Raw genomic sequence first — 19,735 nt, forward strand, 5'->3', positions numbered from 1 at the left:
CATGCTGCTGAGCCTGGCCCAATGGCTGCAAAGCCTGTCGCCCGAGTTCGGGTTTTTCCGCGTGTTCCAGTACCTCACCTTCCGTGCGGTCATGGCTGCTCTGACGGCGCTGTTGATCGGTCTGGCGGCAGGTCCACTGGTGATCCGCCGTCTGCGCGAGCTCAAGATCGGCCAGCCGATTCGCGGCTATGGCATGGAAACCCACCTAAGCAAGAGTGGCACGCCCACTATGGGCGGGGTACTGATCCTGCTGGCCATTGCCACTTCCACCTTGCTGTGGGCTGATCTGTCCAACCGCTTTGTCTGGATTGTGTTGTTGGTCACCCTGGGTTTTGGGGCCATTGGCTGGGCCGACGACTGGCGCAAGGTGGTGCACAAGGATCCCGAGGGTATGCGCTCGCGCGAGAAGTATTTCTGGCAATCGCTGATCGGCCTGCTGGCAGCGCTGTACCTGGTGTTCAGCATTTCCGAGAGTTCCAACCTGCGTGTGATCGAGCTCTTCTTCAACTGGGTGCGCTCGGGTTTTGACGTGAACCTGCCGCCCAAGGCCGGTCTCTTGCTGCCCTTCATCAAGGAGGTGAGCTACCCACTGGGCGTGCTCGGCTTTGTGGTGCTGACCTACCTGGTGATTGTCGGCTCCAGCAATGCGGTGAACCTGACCGACGGTCTGGACGGCCTGGCCATCATGCCGGTGGTGATGGTGGGCTCGGCGCTGGGCGTCTTTGCCTATGTGACCGGCAGTGTGGTGTATTCCAAGTACCTGTTCTTTCCCTATATCCCCGGCTCGGGTGAACTGCTGATTTTCTGCTCGGCCATGGCCGGTGCCGGCCTGGCCTTCCTGTGGTTCAACACCCACCCGGCCCAGGTGTTCATGGGCGATGTGGGCGCGCTGGCCCTGGGGGGCGCTTTGGGCACCATCGCCATCATCGTGCGCCAGGAAATCGTGCTGGCCATCATGGGCGGCGTATTTGTGGCCGAGGCCCTGTCGGTGATGTTGCAGGTCACCTGGTTCAAGTACACGAAGAAGAAATTTGGCGAAGGCCGCCGCCTGCTGAAGATGGCGCCGCTGCATCACCACTTTGAAAAATCGGGGTGGAAAGAAACCCAGGTGGTGGTCCGCTTCTGGATCATCACCATGCTGCTGTGCCTGGTGGGCCTGTCCACCCTGAAACTGCGATGAACGAACACGAAGAGCACCTCCCCGGCGAACACCCCGCAGCGTCCATTCCGGACGGCGGGGTGCAGCCGTCTGCGCCTGAGGCGCAGGCCGTGGAGCCCCTCGAGCATGACGTGTCGGCGGTGCTGCCAGACGTGCCCGAGGATCTGCCGCTGGCGGATGCCGTGGCAGAAGCGGATCTCGAGCGGCCTGCAGAGCCGGCTCCCGTCCCCAAGGACGCACGCAGCCTGCCCACCACCTTGACCGCGGCGGCCGATGCAGCGGCCTTTGTCGCACAGATCTTTGCTGACACCCAGGCCGAGAAGGCCGAACCCGTGGTGCAGGCCGATGAGGCCCCGGCCGTGGCCGAGGACGCTGCAGAGGCCGAGCCACAGGCCGAAATGCCCTTTGAACCCCTGGTGGGCCAGAATATTCTGATCCTGGGCCTGGGCGCCTCCGGCCTGGCCATGGCCCGCTGGTGCGCACGTACCGGTGCGGCCCAGATCACCGTGGCGGACACCCGCATGGCGCCGCCCCAATTGGCCACGCTGCAACAGGAACTGCCGCAGGTGCGCTTTGTGCCGGGCGCCTTCAGTGCCGCGCTGGTAGAGGGCCAGAACTTGAGCGCCGTGTACCGTTCGCCGGGTTTGAGTCCTGCGGAAATCGCTCCTGTTTTGGTAGCGGCTGGTGCAGAGGGTGTGAGGGCTGGTGGCGAATTGGATCTGTATGCGATGGCGCTGCAGGCGCTGCGCACGGCCCGTGCCTACGTCCCCGCCGTGCTGGCCATCACCGGCACCAATGGTAAAACCACGGTCACCTCGTTGACCGGCCAGCTGGTGGAGCACGCGGGCAAGCGCGTGGCTGTCGCCGGCAACATCGGCCCCACGCTGCTGGACACGTTGGGCGGCCATCTGGATGCCAATACCCTGCCCGAGGTCTGGGTTCTGGAGCTCTCCAGCTTCCAGCTCGACGGTGTGGTGGGTTTTGAGCCCACGGCCGCTATAGTGCTCAACGTCACGCAGGACCACCTGGACTGGCACGGCAGCATGCAAGCCTATGCTGCTGCCAAGGCGCGCATCTTCGGCCAGGGCTTGATGGTGCTGAACCGTGATGACGCCACCGTGATGGCCATGTTGCCCGAACCCGTGCGCGTGAAGCTGCAGCGCCCCCAGGAACGTGCCCATGCCACCTTTGGCAGCGACATGCCGCAGCGCCCCGGTGACTTTGGCCTGGAAGAGGTCAACGGCATGGTCTGGCTGGTGCGTGCGCTGGAAGCCGACGAGACGCGCAAGAAGCGCCGTGATGATGTGGAAGAGCTGCATATCCAGCGCCTGATGCCGGCCGACGCGCTGCGCATCCGCGGCCGCCACAACGCCAGCAACGCGCTGGCCGCGCTGGCGCTGTGCGCCGCAGCGGGCTGCGCGCTGGGCCCCATCCTGTTTGGCCTGCGCGAGTACCGTGGTGAGCCGCATCGCGTCGAGCCCGTGGGCATCCTCAACGAGGTCGAATTCTTTGACGACAGCAAGGGCACCAACGTGGGCGCCACCGTGGCCGCCCTGCAGGGTCTGGGTGCCGACCGCAAGGTTGTGGTGATCCTGGGCGGCGAGGGCAAGGGCCAGGACTTCACGCCGCTGGCCGCGCCCATTGCCCGCTATGTGCGCGCCGTGGTGCTCATCGGCCGCGACGCGCCGCTGATCCGCGAGGCCATTGCCTCGGCCGAGGTGCCGCTGCTGGATGCCGATTCGATGGAGTCGGCCGTGGCCCTGGCCAACACGCGTGCCCATGCGGGCGATGCGGTGCTCATGTCGCCGGCCTGCGCCAGCTTTGACATGTTCAAGAACTACGAACACCGCGCCCAGGTCTTCTGCGACGCGGTGCGCGCCCTGGCCCTGGCCAATGGGGTGGACATGGAGCACAGGGCATGAGCGCGCTGCGCCAACGTCTGGCCGGCTGGTTCGGCGCGGAAGCCGAAGCCTCGACCGGGGCACTGCCCGTGCGCCTGGGCGGGCGCGGCTCGTTTGCCGCTACAAGCCCCACGCCCGCGCAGGTGAAGGGCTTTGACCAGCCGCTGGTCTGGGTCACCGTGGCGCTGCTGATGTGGGGGCTGGTGATGGTGTATTCGGCATCGATTGCCATGCCGGACAACCCCAAGTTCGCGCTCTATGCCCACACCCACTTTCTGACGCGCCACGTGGTTTCTCTGGTGGTGGCGTTTGTGGCGGCGCTGATTGCGTTCCAGATTCCATTGCAAACCTGGGAGAAGTACGCCCCCTGGCTGTTCGTGCTGTCGCTGGTGTTGCTGATTGCCGTGCTGGTGCCTTTCATTGGCCGCGGTGTGAACGGCGCGCGCCGCTGGATCTCGCTGGGCATCATGAACTTCCAGCCCTCCGAACTGGCGAAGTTTGCCGTGCTGCTGTACGCGGCCGACTACATGGTGCGCAAGATGGAGGTGAAAGAACGCTTCTTCCGCGCTGTAGCCCCCATGGCGCTGGCCGTGGCCATCATCGGCCTGCTGCTGCTGGCCGAGCCCGACATGGGTGCCTTCATGGTGATTGCTGTGATCGCCATGGGCATCCTGTTCCTGGGGGGCGTCAACGCCCGCATGTTCTTCTTGATTGCGGCGGTCATCGTCGTCGCCTTCGGGCTCATGATTGCACTGTCGGACTGGCGGCGTGAGCGCATCTTTGCCTATCTCAACCCCTGGGACGAGCGTTATTCCATGGGCAAGGGCTACCAGCTCTCGCACTCCTTGATCGCCATCGGACGCGGCGAGATCTTCGGCGTGGGGCTGGGCGGCAGCGTGGAGAAACTGCACTGGCTGCCCGAAGCGCATACCGACTTCTTGCTGGCCGTGATCGGTGAAGAGTTCGGCCTGGTGGGCGTGGTGGTGGTGATCGGCCTGTTTCTCTGGCTGACCCGCCGCATCATGCACATCGGCCGCCAGGCCATTGCGTTGGACCGCGTGTTCGCCGGTCTGGTGGCGCAGGGGGTGGGCATCTGGATGGGCTTTCAGGCCTTCATCAATATGGGCGTAAATCTGGGCGCACTGCCCACCAAGGGCCTGACCCTGCCGCTCATGAGCTATGGCGGCTCGGCCATTCTGCTCAACCTGATTTCGATTGCCGTGGTGCTGCGCGTGGACTACGAGAACCGGCTGCTGATGCACGGAGGCCGTGTATGACACAGAAGTGCGCACTCATCATGGCCGGTGGCACGGGTGGCCACATCTTCCCGGGCCTGGCCGTGGCGCAAGCCCTGTTGGACAAGGGCTGGCGCGTGCACTGGCTGGGCGCGCCCGGCAGCATGGAGAGCCGCATCGTGCCGGCCCGTGGCATTCCGCTGGAGTTGGTGGACTTTGGTGGCGTGCGCGGCAAGGGGCTCAAGACGCTGGCGCTGCTGCCCTTCAAGTTGCTGCGCGCCTTCTGGCAAAGCCTGCAGGTGGTGCGCCGCGTGAAGCCCGATGTGGTGGTGGGCCTGGGGGGCTATATCACCTTCCCCGGCGGCATGATGGGCGTGCTCTGCGGCAAGCCTTTGGTGCTGCACGAACAAAACTCCGTGGCCGGCATGGCCAACAAGGTGCTGGCCGGTGTGGCCGACCGCGTGTTTGCCGCCTTCCCGAAGGTGCTGGCCAAGGCCGAGTGGGTGGGCAACCCGCTGCGCACAGAATTCCTGAACCAGCCCGCACCCGAAGCCCGCTTTGCTGGCCGCACTGGTCCGCTCAATGTCTTGGTGGTCGGCGGCAGCCTGGGCGCACGTGCGCTCAATACCGTCGTGCCGCAGGCCCTCGCGCTGATTCCCGAGGCCCAGCGCCCGGTCGTGACGCACCAGGCCGGCGAGAAGCAGATCGACGAACTGCGCGCCAACTATGCCGCCGCTGGCGTGCAGGCCACGCTCACGCCGTTTATCGACAACACGGCCCAGGCCTTTGCCGATGCCGACCTGGTGATCTGCCGCGCCGGCGCCAGCACCGTGACTGAAATTGCAGCGGTGGGTGCTGCGGCGGTGTTTGTGCCCTTCCCTGCCGCGGTGGACGACCACCAGACCTTCAATGCCCGCTTCCTGGTCGATCAGGGCGGCGGCTGGTTGCTGCCCCAGGCGGATATGACGCCCGAGGTGCTGGCAAAATTGCTACAAAAAACAGAGCGCCCCGCACTGATTCAACGGGGGCTGGAAGCCAAAAAGATGCAAAAACTCCAAGCCACCGAAGCGGTGGTGGCAGCCTGCGAGGAGCTTGCCACATGAAGCACGCGATCAAGCACATCCATTTCGTCGGCGTGGGCGGCTCCGGCATGTCTGGCATTGCCGAGGTACTCAGCAACCTGGGCTACAGCATCTCGGGCTCCGACCTGGCGGACAACGCCACCACGCAGCGCCTGGCGGCCCTGGGTATTCGCACCTATGTGGGCCATACGGCCGACAACGTGGCAGGCGCCGATGCGGTGGTCACCTCCACGGCGGTGCAGTCCGACAACCCTGAAGTCATTCGTGCCCGCGAGATGAAGATCCCCATCGTGCCGCGTGCACTGATGCTGGCCGAACTCATGCGCTTGAAGCAAGGCATTGCCATTGCTGGCACCCATGGCAAGACCACCACCACCAGCCTGGTGGCCAGCGTGCTGGCCGAGGCCGGGCTGGACCCCACCTTTGTCATCGGCGGCCGCCTCAACAGCGCAGGCGCCAATGCGCGCCTGGGCAGCGGCGACCACATCGTGGTGGAGGCGGATGAGTCTGACGCGTCCTTCCTGAACCTGTTGCCGGTGATGGCCGTGGTGACCAACATCGACGCGGACCACATGGAAACCTACGGGCACGACTTCGGCAAGCTCAAGAAAGCCTTTGTCGACTTCCTGCACCGCATGCCCTTCTACGGCACGGCCATCCTCTGCACCGATGACGCGGCCGTGCGCGAGATCTGCGAGCAGGTGACCTGCCCGATTACCAGCTATGGCTTCAACGACGAGGCACAAGTGCGTGCCACCAACGTGCGCGCTGTGGGCGGCCAGATGCACTTCACCGTGCAGCGCCGCAACGGCGTGGTGCTGCCCGACCTGGACGTGGTGCTCAACCTGCCCGGCTTGCACAACGTGCTCAACGCGCTGTCGGCCATTGCCGTGGCGGTGGAGCTCAACATTGCAGACGCCGCCGTGGTCAAGGCGCTGGCGGAGTTCAAGGGTGTGGGTCGCCGCTTCCAGCGCTATGGCGACCTGGCCCTACCGCAAGGTGGCACGGTCACTGTCATCGACGACTACGGCCACCACCCTGTGGAAATGGCCGCCACGCTGGCCGCCGCGCGTGGCGCCTTCCCCGGCCGCCGCCTGGTACTGGCCTTCCAGCCGCATCGCTACACGCGCACGCGCGACTGCTTTGAAGACTTTGTGAAGGTGATTGGCGCAGGCGCCGACTCCGTGCTGCTGGCCGAGGTGTATGCCGCGGGCGAGGCGCCCATCGTGGCTGCAGACGGCCGTTCGCTGGCACGTGCGCTGCGCATTGGCGGCAAGGTGGAGCCCATCTTTGTGGACGACATTGCCGACATGCCGCAGGCCGCAATCGACAACGCGCGCGACGGTGATGTGCTGATGTGCATGGGCGCCGGGTCGATTGGCGCGGTCCCCGGGAAGATTGCCGACATGCTACAAAAACAGGAGCTGCTTGCGCAGCGTGGATGAGGGCTATGAGCCAATTTGATGTAAAAACACTCGGAAAAGTCGCGGTGCTCATGGGCGGTTCCTCGGCAGAGCGCGAGGTGTCGCTCATGTCGGGCGGCGGTGTGCTCAAGGCATTGCTGTCCAAGGGCGTGGATGCGCATGCCTTCGACCCGTCCCTGCGTCCGCTGGATGAGCTCAAGCGCGAGGGCTTCGACCGTTGCTTCATCGCGCTGCATGGCCGCCATGGCGAAGACGGCACGGTGCAGGGCGCGCTGGAGTTGCTGGGCATTCCCTACACCGGCTCCGGTGTCATGGCCTCGGCCATTTCCATGGACAAGGTCATGACCAAACGCATCTGGCGTTTTGAGGGCCTGTCCACCCCCGCCTGGCAACAGGTCACCAGTGCCGCGCAGACGCATGCCGCCTTTGCGGCCCTGGGCGCCCCGATGATCGTCAAGCCCGCGCGCGAAGGTTCTTCCATCGGTTTCACCAAGGTGCTGAGCGCCGATCAGTGCAATGCGGCCTATGCCTTGGCTTCGCAGCACGACGCCGTGGTGCTGTGCGAACAGTTCATTGCGGGTGACGAGGTGACCTGCCCGATTTGGGGTCCCACCGACGCGCCTGAAGCGCTTCCGGTAATCCGCATCGTTGCGCCGGACGGCAACTACGACTACCAGAACAAGTACTTCACCGATGTGACGCAGTACCTGGTGCCCGCCGAGTTGCCCGCGGGGGAAGAGGACGCCATCCAGGCCATGGTGTGCAAGGCCTACCAGGTACTGGGGTGCCGCGGCTGGGCACGAGCCGACGTGATGATCGATGCGAAGACCCGCACCCCCTACCTGCTGGAGATCAACACCTCGCCCGGCATGACCGGCCACTCGCTGGTGCCCATGTCGGCCCGCGCGGCCGGCATCAGCTATGAAGACCTGTGCGTGCGCCTGCTGCAAAGCACCAACACCGATGGGAAGGCCCACGCGTGAACTCCTCTGTGGCCACACCGCTGGACGTCAAACTCATGAACACCACCGCTGCGGTGCTGTTCCTGGCGTTTGCCGGCCTGGCGTTGGTGGCCACTGGGCGCTGGGTCTCGCGCCTGCCGGTGTTTGACTTGCAGGGGATCAGCGTGACGGGCGACATGAACCACAACAACCCGCTGACCTTGCGCGCCAATGTGGCGCCGGGCCTCTCGGGCACTTTCTTTACCGTGGACCTGGCCCGCGTGCGCGCCGCCTTCGAAGCCGTGCCCTGGGTGCGCCATGCGGTGGTGCGGCGCGAGTTTCCCAACCGCTTGCGCGTGGATCTGCAGGAGCACCAGGCGGTGGCCTATTGGGGCGCCGATGCCGAATTGCGGCTCATCAACAACTACGGCGAGGTGTTCGAGGCCAACGTGGGCGAGGTGGAGCAGGAAGCGCTGCCACGCCTCAACGGCCCCGAGGGGCAGAGCGCCGAGGTGCTGGCGCTGTACCGCGTGCTGGCGCCGCAGTTCGACAAGATGGAGCTGCCCTTGGAGCAGCTGGAGCTGACCGGCCGTGGCAGCTGGCGTGCCCGCCTGGACAGTGGCGCCGTGCTGGAGCTGGGACGTGGCCATGCGGACGAAGTGACCGCCCGCGTGGACCGTTTTTTGAAAACCCTGACGCAGGTCACCACCCGCTATGCACGGCCGCTGACGGCCGTGGAGTCGGCGGACCTGCGGCATGAGAACGGGTATGCCATCCGGCTGCGCGGCGTGACCACGCTGGCAGCGGATGCTCCCAAAAAGTAGCGATAACAGAAGTACCAGGTGTAACTATGGCTAAAGAATACAAAGATCTCGTCGTCGGGCTGGACATCGGAACCGCCAAGGTCATGGCGGTGGTGGCCGAGGTCATGCCCGGTGGTGAACTCAAGCTCGCAGGCTTCGGCGTGGCGCCCAGCAACGGCCTCAAGCGCGGTGTGGTGGTCAACATCGACGCCACGGTGGCCAGCATCCAGCAAGCCCTGAAAGAGGCGGAGCTGATGGCCGACTGCAAGATCACGCGGGTCTACACCGGCATCACAGGCAGCCACATCCGCGGCATCAACAGCAGCGGCATGGTGGCCGTGAAAGACCGCGAAGTAACGCAGGCCGATGTGGCCCGCGTGGTCGAGACCGCCAAGGCCATCAACATCTCGACCGACCAGCGCCTGCTGCTGGTGGAGCCGCAGGAATTCATCATCGACGGCCAGGACGTGCGCGAGCCCATTGGCATGAGCGGCATCCGCCTGGAAGCCAAGGTGCATATCGTGACCGGTGCGCAGAGTGCGGCCGAAAACATCATCAAATGCGTGCGCCGTTGCGGCCTGGAGGTGGAGCAGCTCATGCTGAATCCGCTGGCATCTTCGCTGTCCGTGTTGACCGAGGACGAACGCGAGCTCGGCGTGGCGCTGGTGGACATTGGCGCCGGTACCACCGACGTGGCGATCTTCACCAACGGCGCCATCCGCCATACCGCAGTGATCCCGATTGCCGGTGACCTGATCACCAGCGACATTGCGATGGCGCTGCGCACGCCCACCAAAGACGCCGAGGACATCAAGGTCGAAAGCGGTCACGCCAAGCAGCTGCTGGTGGACCCCGAAACCCAAGTGGAGGTGCCCGGTCTGGGCGACCGCGGTCCGCGCATGCTGAGCCGCCAGGCGCTGGCCGGCGTGATCGAGCCGCGTATCGAGGAAATCTTCAGCCTGGTGAACCAGGTGATGCGCGAGTCGGGCTACGAAGAAGTGTTGTCGTCGGGCATTGTGCTCACAGGTGGCAGCTGCATCATGCCGGGCATGGTCGAGCTGGGCGAGGACATCTTCCTCAAACCCGTGCGCCGCGGCATCCCCAAATACAACAGCGCGTTGGCCGACATGGTGGCGCAGCCCCGTGCGGCCACCGTCATGGGCCTGCTGGAAGAAGCCCGCCTGGCCCGCATGCGCGGCTACAAGGTGGCGCAGAAAGCCGGTTCGATGAAAACAGCATTCGGTTCCGTCAAGGACTGGTTCGTGGGGAACTTCTAACCATGAAACACAGACTTTGGCTCGCACGGGGGAGTCCGCCTTCATAAATGAACACGTACCTCCCAACCCCAGTTTTCACCAGTTTTCATTCATTCAAATAGTTTTTCAGGAGTAACAACATGGCCATCGAAATGATCGAAGAAGAAGCGTTCAACCAAGGCACCCAAATCAAGGTCATCGGTGTGGGCGGTGGCGGCGGCAACGCTGTCGAGCACATGATCCAGACGGCAGTGGGCGGCGTGGAATTCATCTGCGCCAACACGGATGCGCAGGCCCTGTCCCGCAGCACCGCCCACAAGACCATCCAGCTGGGTGGCAGCGGTCTGGGCGCTGGCAGCAAGCCCGACAAGGGCCGCGAGGCCGCCGACCAGGCCGAGGCCGACATCCGCACCGCCATCGAAGGCGCGCACATGCTGTTCATCACCGCCGGCATGGGCGGTGGCACCGGCACCGGCGCTGCGCCCGTGATCGCACGTGTGGCCAAGGAAATGGGCATCCTGACGGTGGGCGTGGTGACCAAGCCCTTCGACTTTGAAGGCGGCCGCCGCATGACCAATGCCGATGCCGGTCTGGCCGAACTGGAAGCCAACGTCGACTCGCTGATTGTGGTGCTGAACGAAAAGCTGCTGGAAGTGCTGGGCGATGACGTCAGCCAGGACGAAGCCTTTGCCCATGCCAACGACGTGCTGAAGAACGCCGTAGGCGGCATTGCCGAAATCATCAACGTTCCCGGCCACGTGAACGTCGACTTCGAAGACGTGCGCACCGTGATGGGCGAGCCTGGCAAGGCCATGATGGGTACCGCCGTGGCCAAGGGGCCGGACCGCGCCCGCATTGCCGCCGAACAGGCCGTGGCCTGCCCGCTGCTCGAAGGTATCGACCTGTCGGGGGCCAAGGGCGTGCTGGTGCTGATCACTGCGGCCAAGGGCAGCCTGAAGCTGTCCGAGTCCAAGCTGGCGATGAACACCATCCGCGCCTACGCATCGCCCGATGCGCACGTGATTTACGGCACCGCCTACGACGACTCGCTGGGCGAGGAAATCCGCGTGACCGTGGTGGCCACCGGTTTGAGCCGCCAGGGCGCGCGTCGCACGGCCCCTCCGCTGCAGGTGCTGCGCACCGGTACCGACAACGTGCCTTTCCATGTGCCCACGCTCAACACCATTGCCCAGCCTTCTGGCGCGGCAACGGCCCTGGGTGGCGCGAGCGCAGGTGTGGCCCAGCCCGATTACGGCAGCATGGCCACTCCCAGCGTATGGCGCACCAACCGCACGCAAGCGGCGGCCAAGGTCGACGCGCTGTCCAGCGGCGGCATGGATGACTACGAAATCCCTGCGTTCCTGCGCAAGCAAGCGGACTGAAGGTGATTTGGCGCCCCGGTAAAATCCAGCCTGTGCTGAAACAACGAACCCTCAAATCCCTGACCCGCGCCGTTGGCGTGGGCCTGCACAGCGGCCAGCGTGTGGAAATCACACTGCGACCTGCGGCGCCGGATACGGGCATCGTGTTTCGCCGGGTGGATTTGCCGAATGCGCCGGACATTGTGGTCTCGGCCGAGGCGGTGACCGACACGCGCCTGGCGTCCACGCTGTCCTGCGGCAATGCCAAGGTGCACACGGTGGAACACCTGATGTCGGCCTGTGCCGGCCTGGGGGTGGACAACCTGTTTGTGGACATCACGGCCGAGGAAATCCCCATCCTCGACGGTTCGGCTGCCTCTTTCGTGTTCCTGCTGCAGAGTGCGGGCATTGAGATGCAGAACGCGCCGCGCCGCTTCATCCGCCTGACCAAGCCGGTGGAAGTGCGCGAGGGCAGTGGCCCTTCTGAGAAATGGGCGCGACTGGACCCGTACCACGGCTACAAGCTGAGCTTCGAGATCGACTTCAACCATCCTGCGGTGGATTCCACCGGCCAGCGCGTGGAGTTTGACCTCAGCACGGGCTCGTATTCGCGCGACATTGCGCGGGCCCGCACCTTTGGCTTCACCAAAGACGTGGAGATGATGCGCTCCAACGGCCTGGCCCTGGGGGGCGGTCTGGACAACGCCATCGTGATGGATGACTACAAGGTGCTCAACGCCGACGGGCTGCGCTACGACGACGAGTTCGTCAAGCACAAGATCCTGGATGCCATGGGCGACCTCTACATCGTGGGCAAGCCCTTGCTGGCCGCCTACAGCGCACGCCGCTCGGGCCATGCGCTGAACAACAAGCTGCTGCGCGAGCTGCAGGCCCATCCCGAATGCTGGGAGGTGGTGACCTTCGAAGACGTGAAGCAGGCCCCCGTGGGCTTTGCCCAGCCCGCCCGGGCTTGGTAAGTACCCGCTCACCATGCTGCTGTTCCGCTGGTTGATCATGCTGTGCCTGTTGGGCGCAGCGGTCTGCTTTGCCTTCTATGTGGGCACCGGGCATCCGCGCTTCAAGCGCTACGGCTGGACAACCCTGAAATGGACCCTGCTGGCCGCAGGGGGATTTTTCACCGTGCTGATTCTGGAGCGGGTTGCATAATACAGCTAGCCGCTTCTGGCCCCGCTGCGAAAGGATTGCCCCATGAACTCCTTGTCTTCGATTGCCCTCTCGGGCATGAACGCGGCCCAAACCAAGCTCGATACCACCGCCCACAACGTGGCCAACCTGGCTACTGAGGGTTTCAAACGCCAGGAAACCGTGCAGACCGAGCAGTCCGGTGGCGGCGTCAAGGCGTCCGTGCGGCGAGCGGAGGCCGCGGGCAATGCGCTGGAGACTGATGTGGTGTCGCAGTTGCAGGCCAAGCACAGCTTCATGGCCAACCTGGCCGTCTTCAAAACCAGCAACAAGATGGCTGGTGCCTTGCTGGACACCAAAGCCTGAACTCCCTCTGCGCCGCAGGGCCAGGCGCTACATGCCGGGTTCGTAGTTGCGCACAATCGCCTCCAGGCGTCCATCCCGCTTGAGTTTGTCCACTGCTGCTTGCAGCTTGCGCACCTTGGCGGGATCGGACTTGAGGCTGAGCGCAAAGTAGTACGCCCCGTCTTCGCTGAGTTTCAACTGCTTGCTCACACTGCTGGCCGGGCGGCCCATGCTGCGCAGGTTCCAGGCCATGCCAATTTCCGTGTCCACCATCGCGTCGACCATGTCGCCCAACAGCATGCGCAGCACTGCAGCGTTGGAGCTTTCCTCAACCAGCGCGGTCGCAGGCACGCCGGCCTGCAGCAGGTCGGCCTGCGCGGCTTCTTCGCGCACCACGCCCACGCGCGAGTTGGCCAGGTCTTTGGGGTCTTTCAGTGCCAGACCGTGCTCGGCCTTGGTATAGATCCAGGTGCTGCGCGGCAGGATGGGGCCCACCCACGCAAACAGGGCTTCACGCGAGGGCTTGCGGGCGGTGGTGTAGAGCACGGTGTTGGGGGTGTTGCTCACGATCTTGTGGGCGCGGGCCCACGGCACGAGGTGCAGGCTGCAGTGCAGCTGCGCGATCTCGCAGGCAGCGCGCAGCACATCCGAAGAGATGCCCTTGACCTCGGCGTTCTCCTGGTAGTTGTAGGGCGGCCATTCTTCGGTATAGGCCACCAGATCGGCGGCGGCTTGCGCCAACAGGGGCGAGATCAGGAGCAGTGCCGTGATGGCGGCACGCAGCCGGATGGCAAGCGCGCGGGGAGCGGTGGTCAGCATGGAACGGCAAAGCGTGTAATTTGTAAAAGTATCTTACAAACCTTGTCTGACACGGCGCTTAGCGGAAACACGGGGTTGTGTGGGGCGCGGTTTATCCCGTTGTCAGTGGCTTCGCCCGGCGCGGTATGACGATTTGCCGTTGCCGCCCAGGCTGTCTGCGGCGGCCAACCTGGCCATGGCCTTGCCCGCGTGCGCGTGGGTGATGGCCAAGCCCAGCGCGTCGGCCGCGTCGGGCCCCGGCAGGCCGGGTAGGCCCAGCAGGCGCTTCACCATCTCCTGGATCTGGTCCTTGTGCGCGCGGCCATGGCCGGCCACAGCTTGCTTCATTTGCAGCGCGGTGTATTCCGCTACCGGCAGGTTGGCCGTGACCAGCGCTGTGATCAGTGCGCCGCGTGCTTGGCCCAGCAGCAGGGTGGACTGCGGGTTGACGTTGACGAAGACGATTTCGATGGAGGCGCAGGTGGGCTGGTAGCGCTGCACTACCTCGCCAATGCCGTCAAACAGCACCTTCAGGCGCTCGGGCAGGGCGCGCGTGTCCAGGTGCTGGGTACCGATGGTGCCGCTGGCCACATAGCGCACGTCGGCACCCACCACATCCACCACGCCAAAGCCGGTGGTGCGCAGGCCGGGGTCAATGCCAAGAATTCGCATGCTATGAATTCAGGAGCTGCTTGCGCAGATTCCACGGGGGCTAGATATCAAAATACCACCTGGCGGAGTGGAAGAAGACGGGGGCGGCAAAGCACAGCGCATCCACCCGGTCCAGCAGTCCGCCAGCGCCGGTCACCCCGTTGCCCTCGCTGCCCCAGCTGGGGATGCCGCGGTCGCGCTTCAGGGCCTTCATGACAAAGTGCCCCATGGAGCCCGCCACGCAGGCAATGAAGCTGAAGGCAAACGCAGTGCCAGGTACCCAGGGCGTAATGCCGGCCAACAGCGCACCGAACACGCTGGCCACGCCAATGCCAATCCACCAACTGGGCCAGTTGAAGCTCTGGCTGATGGCGGGGGCCACAGGGTCGCGCTTGAGCTTGCGCGAGACCAGGTGTTGCACGGCCATGCAGGTCTGCACCACCAGCACCAGGAAGAAGACCATGAAGGCGTTCTTGTTGTTGTAGTTGGGGAAGTTCAGCATCAGCAGCGCCGGCACATGGCTCATGCCGTAGATGCAGACCATGATGCCCCATTGCAGCTTGGCATTGCGCTCCAGAAAGCGCAGTGGGTCGTTGGCCAGGGCACTGGTCAGCGGCAAGGCCAGGAACACGTAGACCGGAATGAACACCGCGAACATGTCAAAGTGCTCACTACCCACCAACCAGTACTGCAGTGGCAGCACTACAAAGAAGGCCAGCACCAGGCTGCGGTGGTCACCGCGCCGGGTGGGAGACAGCGTCAGGAATTCGCGCAGCGCGAAGAACGACACCAGGCCAAACAGCGTGAGCGCCACCCAGTCGCCCGCGACCCAGCCCACCCAGAACACAAACATCATGAGCCAGCTGGTGCGGATCACGCCATCCAGATTTTTCAGTTCCTTGCGGCGCAAATCGCCCGCGGCATCGTCACCGTATTCGCGGATGGACAGCACGAAAGCGACGATGCTGGAGAGCAGCAGCAGGCCAAACACAATGAGAAACAGCGCGCCGATCTGCTGCGTGGCGGTGAGGTTCTTCAGATAAAAATACATCGCTTACACCTCGCGCAGCGCCATCACGGCGCCGCGAGCCCGGTCCAGAAACGCGCGGCGCTCTTCACCGGGTTCCACCTGCATGGGCGCGCCAAAGGTGACCGAGCACAGCACGGGCACCGGTACCACTTCGCCCTTGGGTAGCACGTGCTGCACGTTGTTGATCCACGCGGGCACCAGCACCACGTTGGGAAACTTGGTTGCCAAGTTGTACAACCCGGCCTTGAAGGCCTGGGGCTCTTCAAGGTGGCCCCGTGTGCCCTCGGGAAACAGGATGATGGAGTCGCCATTGCTGAGCGCCTCGACCAGTGGCTCCAGCGGGTCTTCGGCGGCACTGCGGTCGCGTGAGACGTAGATGACGTGGAACACTTCGGTGGTGAGCCATTGTTTGAACGGCGTCTTGGTCCAGTAGTCCTTGGCGGCGATGGCGCGTGTGATGTGGCGCAGCTCCCGCGGCAGCGCGGCCCAGATCATCACCAGGTCGGCGTGGCTCTGGTGGTTGGCGAAGTAAATGCGCTGTTCGGCCTTGGGCGGGCAACCATGCCAGCGCGCTTGCGCACCGGTCAGCACCCGGATCAAACCGAGCAGAAAGTAACTCATCATCTTGGCTAGCATGGCGGGGATGATACCTACCGAATACCAGTGTGGCGCTACGGGTTTGTGCGCGCTGGCTCCGGTGGGCGGGGTACTTCCCTCCGTTCGTGTCCCCCGCCCGCTGTGCGGGCTCCTCCTTGACCTCACTGCGGGAAGCACCCCACCCGCCGGAGCCGGGTGATGGGGTGGGCCGTAATGCGCGCGCAACCCGAGCAGTGGATCAGGGGTGAGCCCCAAAGCGAGGTCAAGGAGGAGGCCGCAGGCCGGGGGACACGAGCGGCGGGGCTTACCCCTGGTCCGCTGCGGGCGAAAGAAAACCCGCCGAGCGAAAGAAAAAAACTAAGGCAGCTGCGCGTCAGGCATCCGCGCCACGATAGTCCCCGCACGGCTGGCCAGGTAGCCCGAGTTGGGCACCTTCTCAAAGTACTTGGGCCGCGGCAACATCACGGCCAGTCGGGCCGCCTCATAGGCCGTGAGCTTGCTGGCGGGCTTGCGGTAATAGTGCTGGGCGGCGGCCTCGGCGCCAAACACGCCTTCACCCCACTCCACGCTGTTGAGGTAAATCTCCAGAATGCGTTCCTTGCTCAGCAGGTGTTCCAGCAACAGCGTCAGCACAAACTCCTGACCCTTGCGCACCAGCGTGCGTTCGCCCGAGAGAAACAGGTTCTTGGCCAACTGCTGCGTGATGGTCGAGCCGCCCACAATCTTGGGGGGCTTGGCCGGGGCCTTGCCGGTAGGGGCACGCAGTTCAGCGCGCTGCTCCGCCTTGGCATTCTTGGCCCAGGCCTTCTCCAGCGCTTCCCAGTCCACGCCGTCGTGCTGGCTGAAACCGTCGTCTTCCGATGCAATCACCGCGCGCTTGAGGTTGTCGGAAATCTGCGCGTAGTCCACCCACTCCTGGCGCCAGCGCAGCTCGCCTTTTTCGGTGGTGATGCGCCAGGCCTCGGAGCGCTCAAACGCCGTGCTCTGCGGCGCCACCACGGCCATGGCGGCAATGCGGCCAACAAAGTACAGCTGCAGGGCCAGCAGGGCCACCGCGCACAGCACCAGCCAACGCGCAACCTGCTTCATTGCGAGGCCGACACCTTGGCTTCCAGCGTCTCTTCGCGCGTGAACTTGAAGCGCGAGACCACCAGAATCTGATCCGCCTGGCGGCGCATGGGCGTGCTGAACGCGCCGAACGGACCAGCCGTGCGGGCAATGGCCTCTGCCTGCTTGTCCAGCGTGCTGTTGCCAGAACTTTGCACCACCTCAGTGGCCAGCACGCTACCGTCATGGTTCACGGTGACCACCATGGTCAGCTCGCCGTAGAGTTTCTTGCCGCCCTTTTGCGGGAAGTTTTCGGTGCCCTTGTCTTCGATGGCGCGGCGCAGCGCGTCGTAGTACACGGCGTAGACCTCTTCACGCACGGCGGGGCTCACATAGCGCTTCTTGGGCCGCGCGTTTTCCATGTTGATGCGTCGCTCGATCTCAGCCAGCAGCTTGATGAGCTGCTTGCGCTTTTCCTCGCGGTCGGCCTGCTCGGCCTTGTTGGCCATCACGCTGGGGTCGGGCGGGGGCAGGGCGGCCAATTGGTTCTTCACCTGGGCCAGTAACAGGTTTTGTTGCTCCTGCAGGGTCTGCAGTTTCTGGGCCGATGCTTCTTCCAGCGAGTCACCCACATCCATCAGCGCAGACGGCGGCAGTGGGCTGGTGGCCCGGCCTTTTTCCACATCGCCGCCACCGGCCATGCTGGTCTGGGCAATCGCCTGGGCCTTGTCGGGCTTCTCGTTGCTCTTGGCATTCACCAGAATCACTTCCAGCGGCTTGTCCTCAAAGACGCGGTTGAACGCCTCGGGGTCCACAAAGCGCACGGTCAGCAGCGCCGCGTGCACCGCGACGGATGCACCCAGGGCCCATTGGAGTGTGGTGATGTTGCGCAGCTTCACGAGGCGGAATTATCGCTGCCGCCCTCGGGCGCGTCGTTCACGTCTACGGCAATCGCAATCGGGCCGGCCACGTCCTCATCGTCTTCAGCCTCGTCAGCATCTGCCGGTGTCTCGGCAGCCACGTCCAGGCGCTCCACCACCGTGCCATGCACATCCAGTGTGATCAGGTCCATTTCGCCCAGCTTGATGCGCACCTTGGCATTGCGCGGCAGGCCCTGGGCGCCCATCACCGGCAGCACCAGTGGAAGGTCGTCGGCGCGCACCATGTTCTCCTTGAACACCGTGGCCACCAGCTCGGTGATGCCGTGTTGCTGCACATAACGCAGGGTCCAGAAGCGCTCCATGGCGCCCTGGTAGCCGTTGTAGGCGCTGTAGGCTGTGTCAAAGGCGGAAATGATGGCGAACAGCTCGGCGTCCTTGGGCTTGAAGGGTGCGACGAGTGCGGCCGCCTTGCCGTGGCGCGCGCAGGCCATGATCTGCCACTGGTTCACCAGGTCGGTGTAGCGGCGCAGCGGCGAGGTGGCCCAGGCGTAGCTCTTCACACCAATGCCCGCGTGTGGCAGTGCCTTGGTGCCCATGCGCACCTTCACGCCGGGCGCCAGGCTGGCCTGGCTGCGGTAGATGGCGGGCACGCCCATCTCGGCCATCCAGCTGCCCCAGGTGCTGTTGGCCAGGATCATGGCCTCGGCCACGATCAGGTCCAGCGGCGCGCCGCGCTGACGAATGCTGATCAGCACGGTCTCGTCGCCCTGCGGCTCCGCACCGTCGTTGCCCTGCAGGCGGAAGTTGTAATCCGGCCGGTTGAAGGTCTCGGGTTTGCCGCGCACCACCTCCCGCTTGACCTTCAGGTCACGCGCCAGGCGGTATAAAAATGATAGCTGCTCGCGCAATGACAACGCGGGCTGGACAGGGCTTTGATGTTCAAACGTGGTGTCCGTGAGCCACTGCTCCGTCACCACCGCATCGAGCTGGTCGTGGCGCAGGTTGTGGGCAATCGGCACGCGTTCCAGCTTGGTTTCGCTGGTCTTGATCTCCAGCGTCGCTTCATCCAATGTGACATACAGCGACACGGCCGGGCAGTCGCGCCCTTCCTGCAGCGTGTAGGTCTGCACCACGTCGTCGGGCAGCATGGTGACCTTGTAGCCGGGCATATAGACCGTGGACAGGCGGGCACGGCCCAGCACGTCCACCGGGCTGCCGGGCTGCACGGCCAGGCCGGGCGCGGCGATGTGGATGCCGATGGTGACCGTGCCACTGCCCAGGCCTTGCAGGCTCAGCGCATCGTCAATTTCGGTGGTCTGCGAATCGTCGATGGAGAAGGCCTGCACCGGCGCCAGTGGCAACTCGTCCGCAATGGGGGGCGCAGAGATGGCAGGAAAGCCCGTGCCCTTGGGGAAGTTCTCCAGCAAGAAGCGCTTCCAATGGAACTGGTAGGGCGAGGCAATGGCGCCGGCCTTTTGCAGCAACTCCAGCGGCGCCATGTGGGTGGCGCGGCTGGCCTCGACCACGGCCTTGTATTCGGGTGCGTTCTTGTCGGGTTTGAACAGGATCTTGTAGAGCTGATCCTTGATCGGGGCCGGACAGCTGCCCTCGCCCAGGTCGGTCGCCCACTGGGCGATCTGCTCGGCAATCACGCGTTTCTTTTCAATCGCGGCCAGTGCCTGCGCAATGATGTCGGCGGGGGCCTTCTTGAAGCGGCCCTTGCCCGCACGGCGGAAATAGTGGGGCGTGTCGAATAGCTTGAACAGCATGCCGGCCTGCTCGGTCAGCGTGGCCTGGGCCGAGAAATAGTCTTTGGCCAGGTCGGCAAAGCCGAATTCTTCGTCCGGCGCGAACTCGTAGGCCATCTCCAACTCGATGGATTGCGCCTGCGCCTGGGCGGCCGCAATCAGCTCCGCCGGGGCGGGTTTCTCGAATTTGATGAGGATGTTGGCGCCCTTGACCTTGACGCGTTTGCCGGAATCCAGCTCCACCTGTGCAGAGGCTTCCGCCTCTGACAGCACCCGACCGGCCATGAACTTTCCGGCTTCTTCAAACAGTACAAACATAGGGGACTGATTGTC

At 64.4% G+C, this 19,735-nt stretch carries 19 protein-coding genes; 12 read left to right on the forward strand and 7 right to left on the reverse strand.

From position 1 onward, the window contains the following. Position 1: 1 nt before the first annotated feature. The 12 genes from mraY (at position 2) to AC07OE_RS11765 (ending at position 12,671) form a co-directional block, all read left to right on the forward strand. Positions 2-1,180 (forward strand): phospho-N-acetylmuramoyl-pentapeptide-transferase, encoded by a 1,179-nt coding sequence (mraY, locus tag AC07OE_RS11710; RefSeq protein ID WP_495070737.1) that lies wholly within the window; start codon positions 2-4, stop codon positions 1,178-1,180. Beyond that, positions 1,177-3,081, forward strand: a complete 1,905-nt coding sequence (gene murD, locus AC07OE_RS11715) for a UDP-N-acetylmuramoyl-L-alanine--D-glutamate ligase (RefSeq protein ID WP_495070738.1) — start codon at positions 1,177-1,179, stop codon at positions 3,079-3,081. The genes mraY and murD overlap by 4 nt, the downstream gene beginning before the upstream one ends. Next, positions 3,078-4,337 carry a putative lipid II flippase FtsW gene (gene ftsW / locus AC07OE_RS11720; protein ID WP_495070739.1) on the forward strand — a complete coding sequence of 420 codons (1,260 nt, stop codon included), beginning with the start codon at positions 3,078-3,080 and terminating at the stop codon, positions 4,335-4,337. Before murD ends, ftsW begins: the two co-directional genes overlap by 4 nt. Further along, positions 4,334-5,398 carry an undecaprenyldiphospho-muramoylpentapeptide beta-N-acetylglucosaminyltransferase gene (gene murG, locus AC07OE_RS11725; RefSeq protein ID WP_495070740.1) on the forward strand — a complete coding sequence of 355 codons (1,065 nt, stop codon included), beginning with the start codon at positions 4,334-4,336 and terminating at the stop codon, positions 5,396-5,398. The genes ftsW and murG overlap by 4 nt, the downstream gene beginning before the upstream one ends. After that, positions 5,395-6,822, forward strand: a complete 1,428-nt coding sequence (murC, locus tag AC07OE_RS11730) for a UDP-N-acetylmuramate--L-alanine ligase (protein ID WP_495070741.1) — start codon at positions 5,395-5,397, stop codon at positions 6,820-6,822. The genes murG and murC overlap by 4 nt, the downstream gene beginning before the upstream one ends. Positions 6,823-6,827: 5 nt before the next feature. Next, entirely contained in the window at positions 6,828-7,784 is a 957-nt protein-coding gene (locus tag AC07OE_RS11735; protein ID WP_495070742.1) for a D-alanine--D-alanine ligase, read from the forward strand. Then, positions 7,781-8,566: a cell division protein FtsQ/DivIB gene (locus AC07OE_RS11740; RefSeq protein ID WP_495070743.1), complete on the forward strand. Its 786-nt coding sequence runs from the start codon at positions 7,781-7,783 to the stop codon at positions 8,564-8,566. Before AC07OE_RS11735 ends, AC07OE_RS11740 begins: the two co-directional genes overlap by 4 nt. A gap of 26 nt (positions 8,567-8,592) precedes the next feature. After that, positions 8,593-9,822, forward strand: coding sequence for a cell division protein FtsA (ftsA, locus tag AC07OE_RS11745; protein ID WP_310340352.1), 1,230 nt, complete (start codon positions 8,593-8,595; stop codon positions 9,820-9,822). Positions 9,823-9,941: 119 nt separating this feature from the next. After that, entirely contained in the window at positions 9,942-11,183 is a 1,242-nt protein-coding gene (gene ftsZ, locus AC07OE_RS11750; RefSeq protein WP_495070744.1) for a cell division protein FtsZ, read from the forward strand. A 32-nt stretch (positions 11,184-11,215) separates the two neighbouring features. Continuing rightward, a complete protein-coding gene (gene lpxC / locus AC07OE_RS11755) occupies positions 11,216-12,139 on the forward strand; it encodes a UDP-3-O-acyl-N-acetylglucosamine deacetylase (RefSeq protein ID WP_495070745.1) in 924 nt (307 codons plus the stop codon). A gap of 13 nt (positions 12,140-12,152) precedes the next feature. Then, a complete protein-coding gene (locus tag AC07OE_RS11760; RefSeq protein WP_310340343.1) occupies positions 12,153-12,329 on the forward strand; it encodes a hypothetical protein in 177 nt (58 codons plus the stop codon). Positions 12,330-12,371: 42 nt separating this feature from the next. Further along, positions 12,372-12,671, forward strand: coding sequence for a flagellar basal body protein (locus AC07OE_RS11765; protein ID WP_495070746.1), 300 nt, complete (start codon positions 12,372-12,374; stop codon positions 12,669-12,671). Positions 12,672-12,698: 27 nt separating this feature from the next. On the opposite strand, the gene AC07OE_RS11770 is transcribed toward AC07OE_RS11765, so the two are convergent. The 7 genes from AC07OE_RS11770 to AC07OE_RS11800 all read right to left on the reverse strand — a co-directional run bounded on the left by AC07OE_RS11770 (position 12,699) and on the right by AC07OE_RS11800 (position 19,720). Next, positions 12,699-13,469, reverse strand: coding sequence for a substrate-binding periplasmic protein (locus AC07OE_RS11770; protein WP_495070747.1), 771 nt, complete (start codon positions 13,467-13,469; stop codon positions 12,699-12,701). 102 nt (positions 13,470-13,571) lie between these two features. Beyond that, on the reverse strand, positions 13,572-14,120 hold the full coding sequence (gene ruvC, locus AC07OE_RS11775) for a crossover junction endodeoxyribonuclease RuvC (protein WP_495070748.1): 549 nt from the start codon (positions 14,118-14,120) through the stop codon (positions 13,572-13,574). A gap of 40 nt (positions 14,121-14,160) precedes the next feature. Then, a complete protein-coding gene (locus AC07OE_RS11780; protein WP_495070749.1) occupies positions 14,161-15,150 on the reverse strand; it encodes a phosphatidate cytidylyltransferase in 990 nt (329 codons plus the stop codon). Positions 15,151-15,153: 3 nt separating this feature from the next. Then, positions 15,154-15,765: a lysophospholipid acyltransferase family protein gene (locus AC07OE_RS11785; protein WP_495070750.1), complete on the reverse strand. Its 612-nt coding sequence runs from the start codon at positions 15,763-15,765 to the stop codon at positions 15,154-15,156. A 318-nt stretch (positions 15,766-16,083) separates the two neighbouring features. After that, a complete protein-coding gene (gene mtgA / locus AC07OE_RS11790) occupies positions 16,084-16,815 on the reverse strand; it encodes a monofunctional biosynthetic peptidoglycan transglycosylase (RefSeq protein WP_495070751.1) in 732 nt (243 codons plus the stop codon). After that, complete coding sequence (locus tag AC07OE_RS11795) at positions 16,812-17,672, reverse strand: energy transducer TonB (RefSeq protein ID WP_495070752.1); 861 nt, start codon at positions 17,670-17,672, stop codon at positions 16,812-16,814. The genes mtgA and AC07OE_RS11795 overlap by 4 nt, the downstream gene beginning before the upstream one ends. Beyond that, positions 17,669-19,720: a ribonuclease catalytic domain-containing protein gene (locus AC07OE_RS11800; RefSeq protein ID WP_495070753.1), complete on the reverse strand. Its 2,052-nt coding sequence runs from the start codon at positions 19,718-19,720 to the stop codon at positions 17,669-17,671. Before AC07OE_RS11800 ends, AC07OE_RS11795 begins: the two co-directional genes overlap by 4 nt. Between the last annotated feature and the right edge of the window lie 15 nt (positions 19,721-19,735).

It is taken from the genome of Rhodoferax sp. GW821-FHT09E07, from assembly GCF_059416145.1.

Bases quoted from the DNA above. Each gene is read 5' to 3' on its own strand.
- mraY (WP_495070737.1), top strand. From the start codon at position 2: ATGCTGCTGAGCCTGGCCCAATGGCTGCAAAGCCTGTCGCCCGAGTTC.
- murD (WP_495070738.1), top strand. From the start codon at position 1,177: ATGAACGAACACGAAGAGCACCTCCCCGGCGAACACCCCGCAGCGTCC.
- ftsW (WP_495070739.1), top strand. From the start codon at position 3,078: ATGAGCGCGCTGCGCCAACGTCTGGCCGGCTGGTTCGGCGCGGAAGCC.
- murG (WP_495070740.1), top strand. From the start codon at position 4,334: ATGACACAGAAGTGCGCACTCATCATGGCCGGTGGCACGGGTGGCCAC.
- murC (WP_495070741.1), top strand. From the start codon at position 5,395: ATGAAGCACGCGATCAAGCACATCCATTTCGTCGGCGTGGGCGGCTCC.
- AC07OE_RS11735 (WP_495070742.1), top strand. From the start codon at position 6,828: ATGAGCCAATTTGATGTAAAAACACTCGGAAAAGTCGCGGTGCTCATG.
- ftsA (WP_310340352.1), top strand. From the start codon at position 8,593: ATGGCTAAAGAATACAAAGATCTCGTCGTCGGGCTGGACATCGGAACC.
- ftsZ (WP_495070744.1), top strand. From the start codon at position 9,942: ATGGCCATCGAAATGATCGAAGAAGAAGCGTTCAACCAAGGCACCCAA.
- AC07OE_RS11760 (WP_310340343.1), top strand. From the start codon at position 12,153: ATGCTGCTGTTCCGCTGGTTGATCATGCTGTGCCTGTTGGGCGCAGCG.
- AC07OE_RS11765 (WP_495070746.1), top strand. From the start codon at position 12,372: ATGAACTCCTTGTCTTCGATTGCCCTCTCGGGCATGAACGCGGCCCAA.
- AC07OE_RS11770 (WP_495070747.1), bottom strand. From the start codon at position 13,469: ATGCTGACCACCGCTCCCCGCGCGCTTGCCATCCGGCTGCGTGCCGCC.
- ruvC (WP_495070748.1), bottom strand. From the start codon at position 14,120: ATGCGAATTCTTGGCATTGACCCCGGCCTGCGCACCACCGGCTTTGGC.
- AC07OE_RS11780 (WP_495070749.1), bottom strand. From the start codon at position 15,150: ATGTATTTTTATCTGAAGAACCTCACCGCCACGCAGCAGATCGGCGCG.
- AC07OE_RS11785 (WP_495070750.1), bottom strand. From the start codon at position 15,765: ATGCTAGCCAAGATGATGAGTTACTTTCTGCTCGGTTTGATCCGGGTG.
- mtgA (WP_495070751.1), bottom strand. From the start codon at position 16,815: ATGAAGCAGGTTGCGCGTTGGCTGGTGCTGTGCGCGGTGGCCCTGCTG.
- AC07OE_RS11800 (WP_495070753.1), bottom strand. From the start codon at position 19,720: ATGTTTGTACTGTTTGAAGAAGCCGGAAAGTTCATGGCCGGTCGGGTG.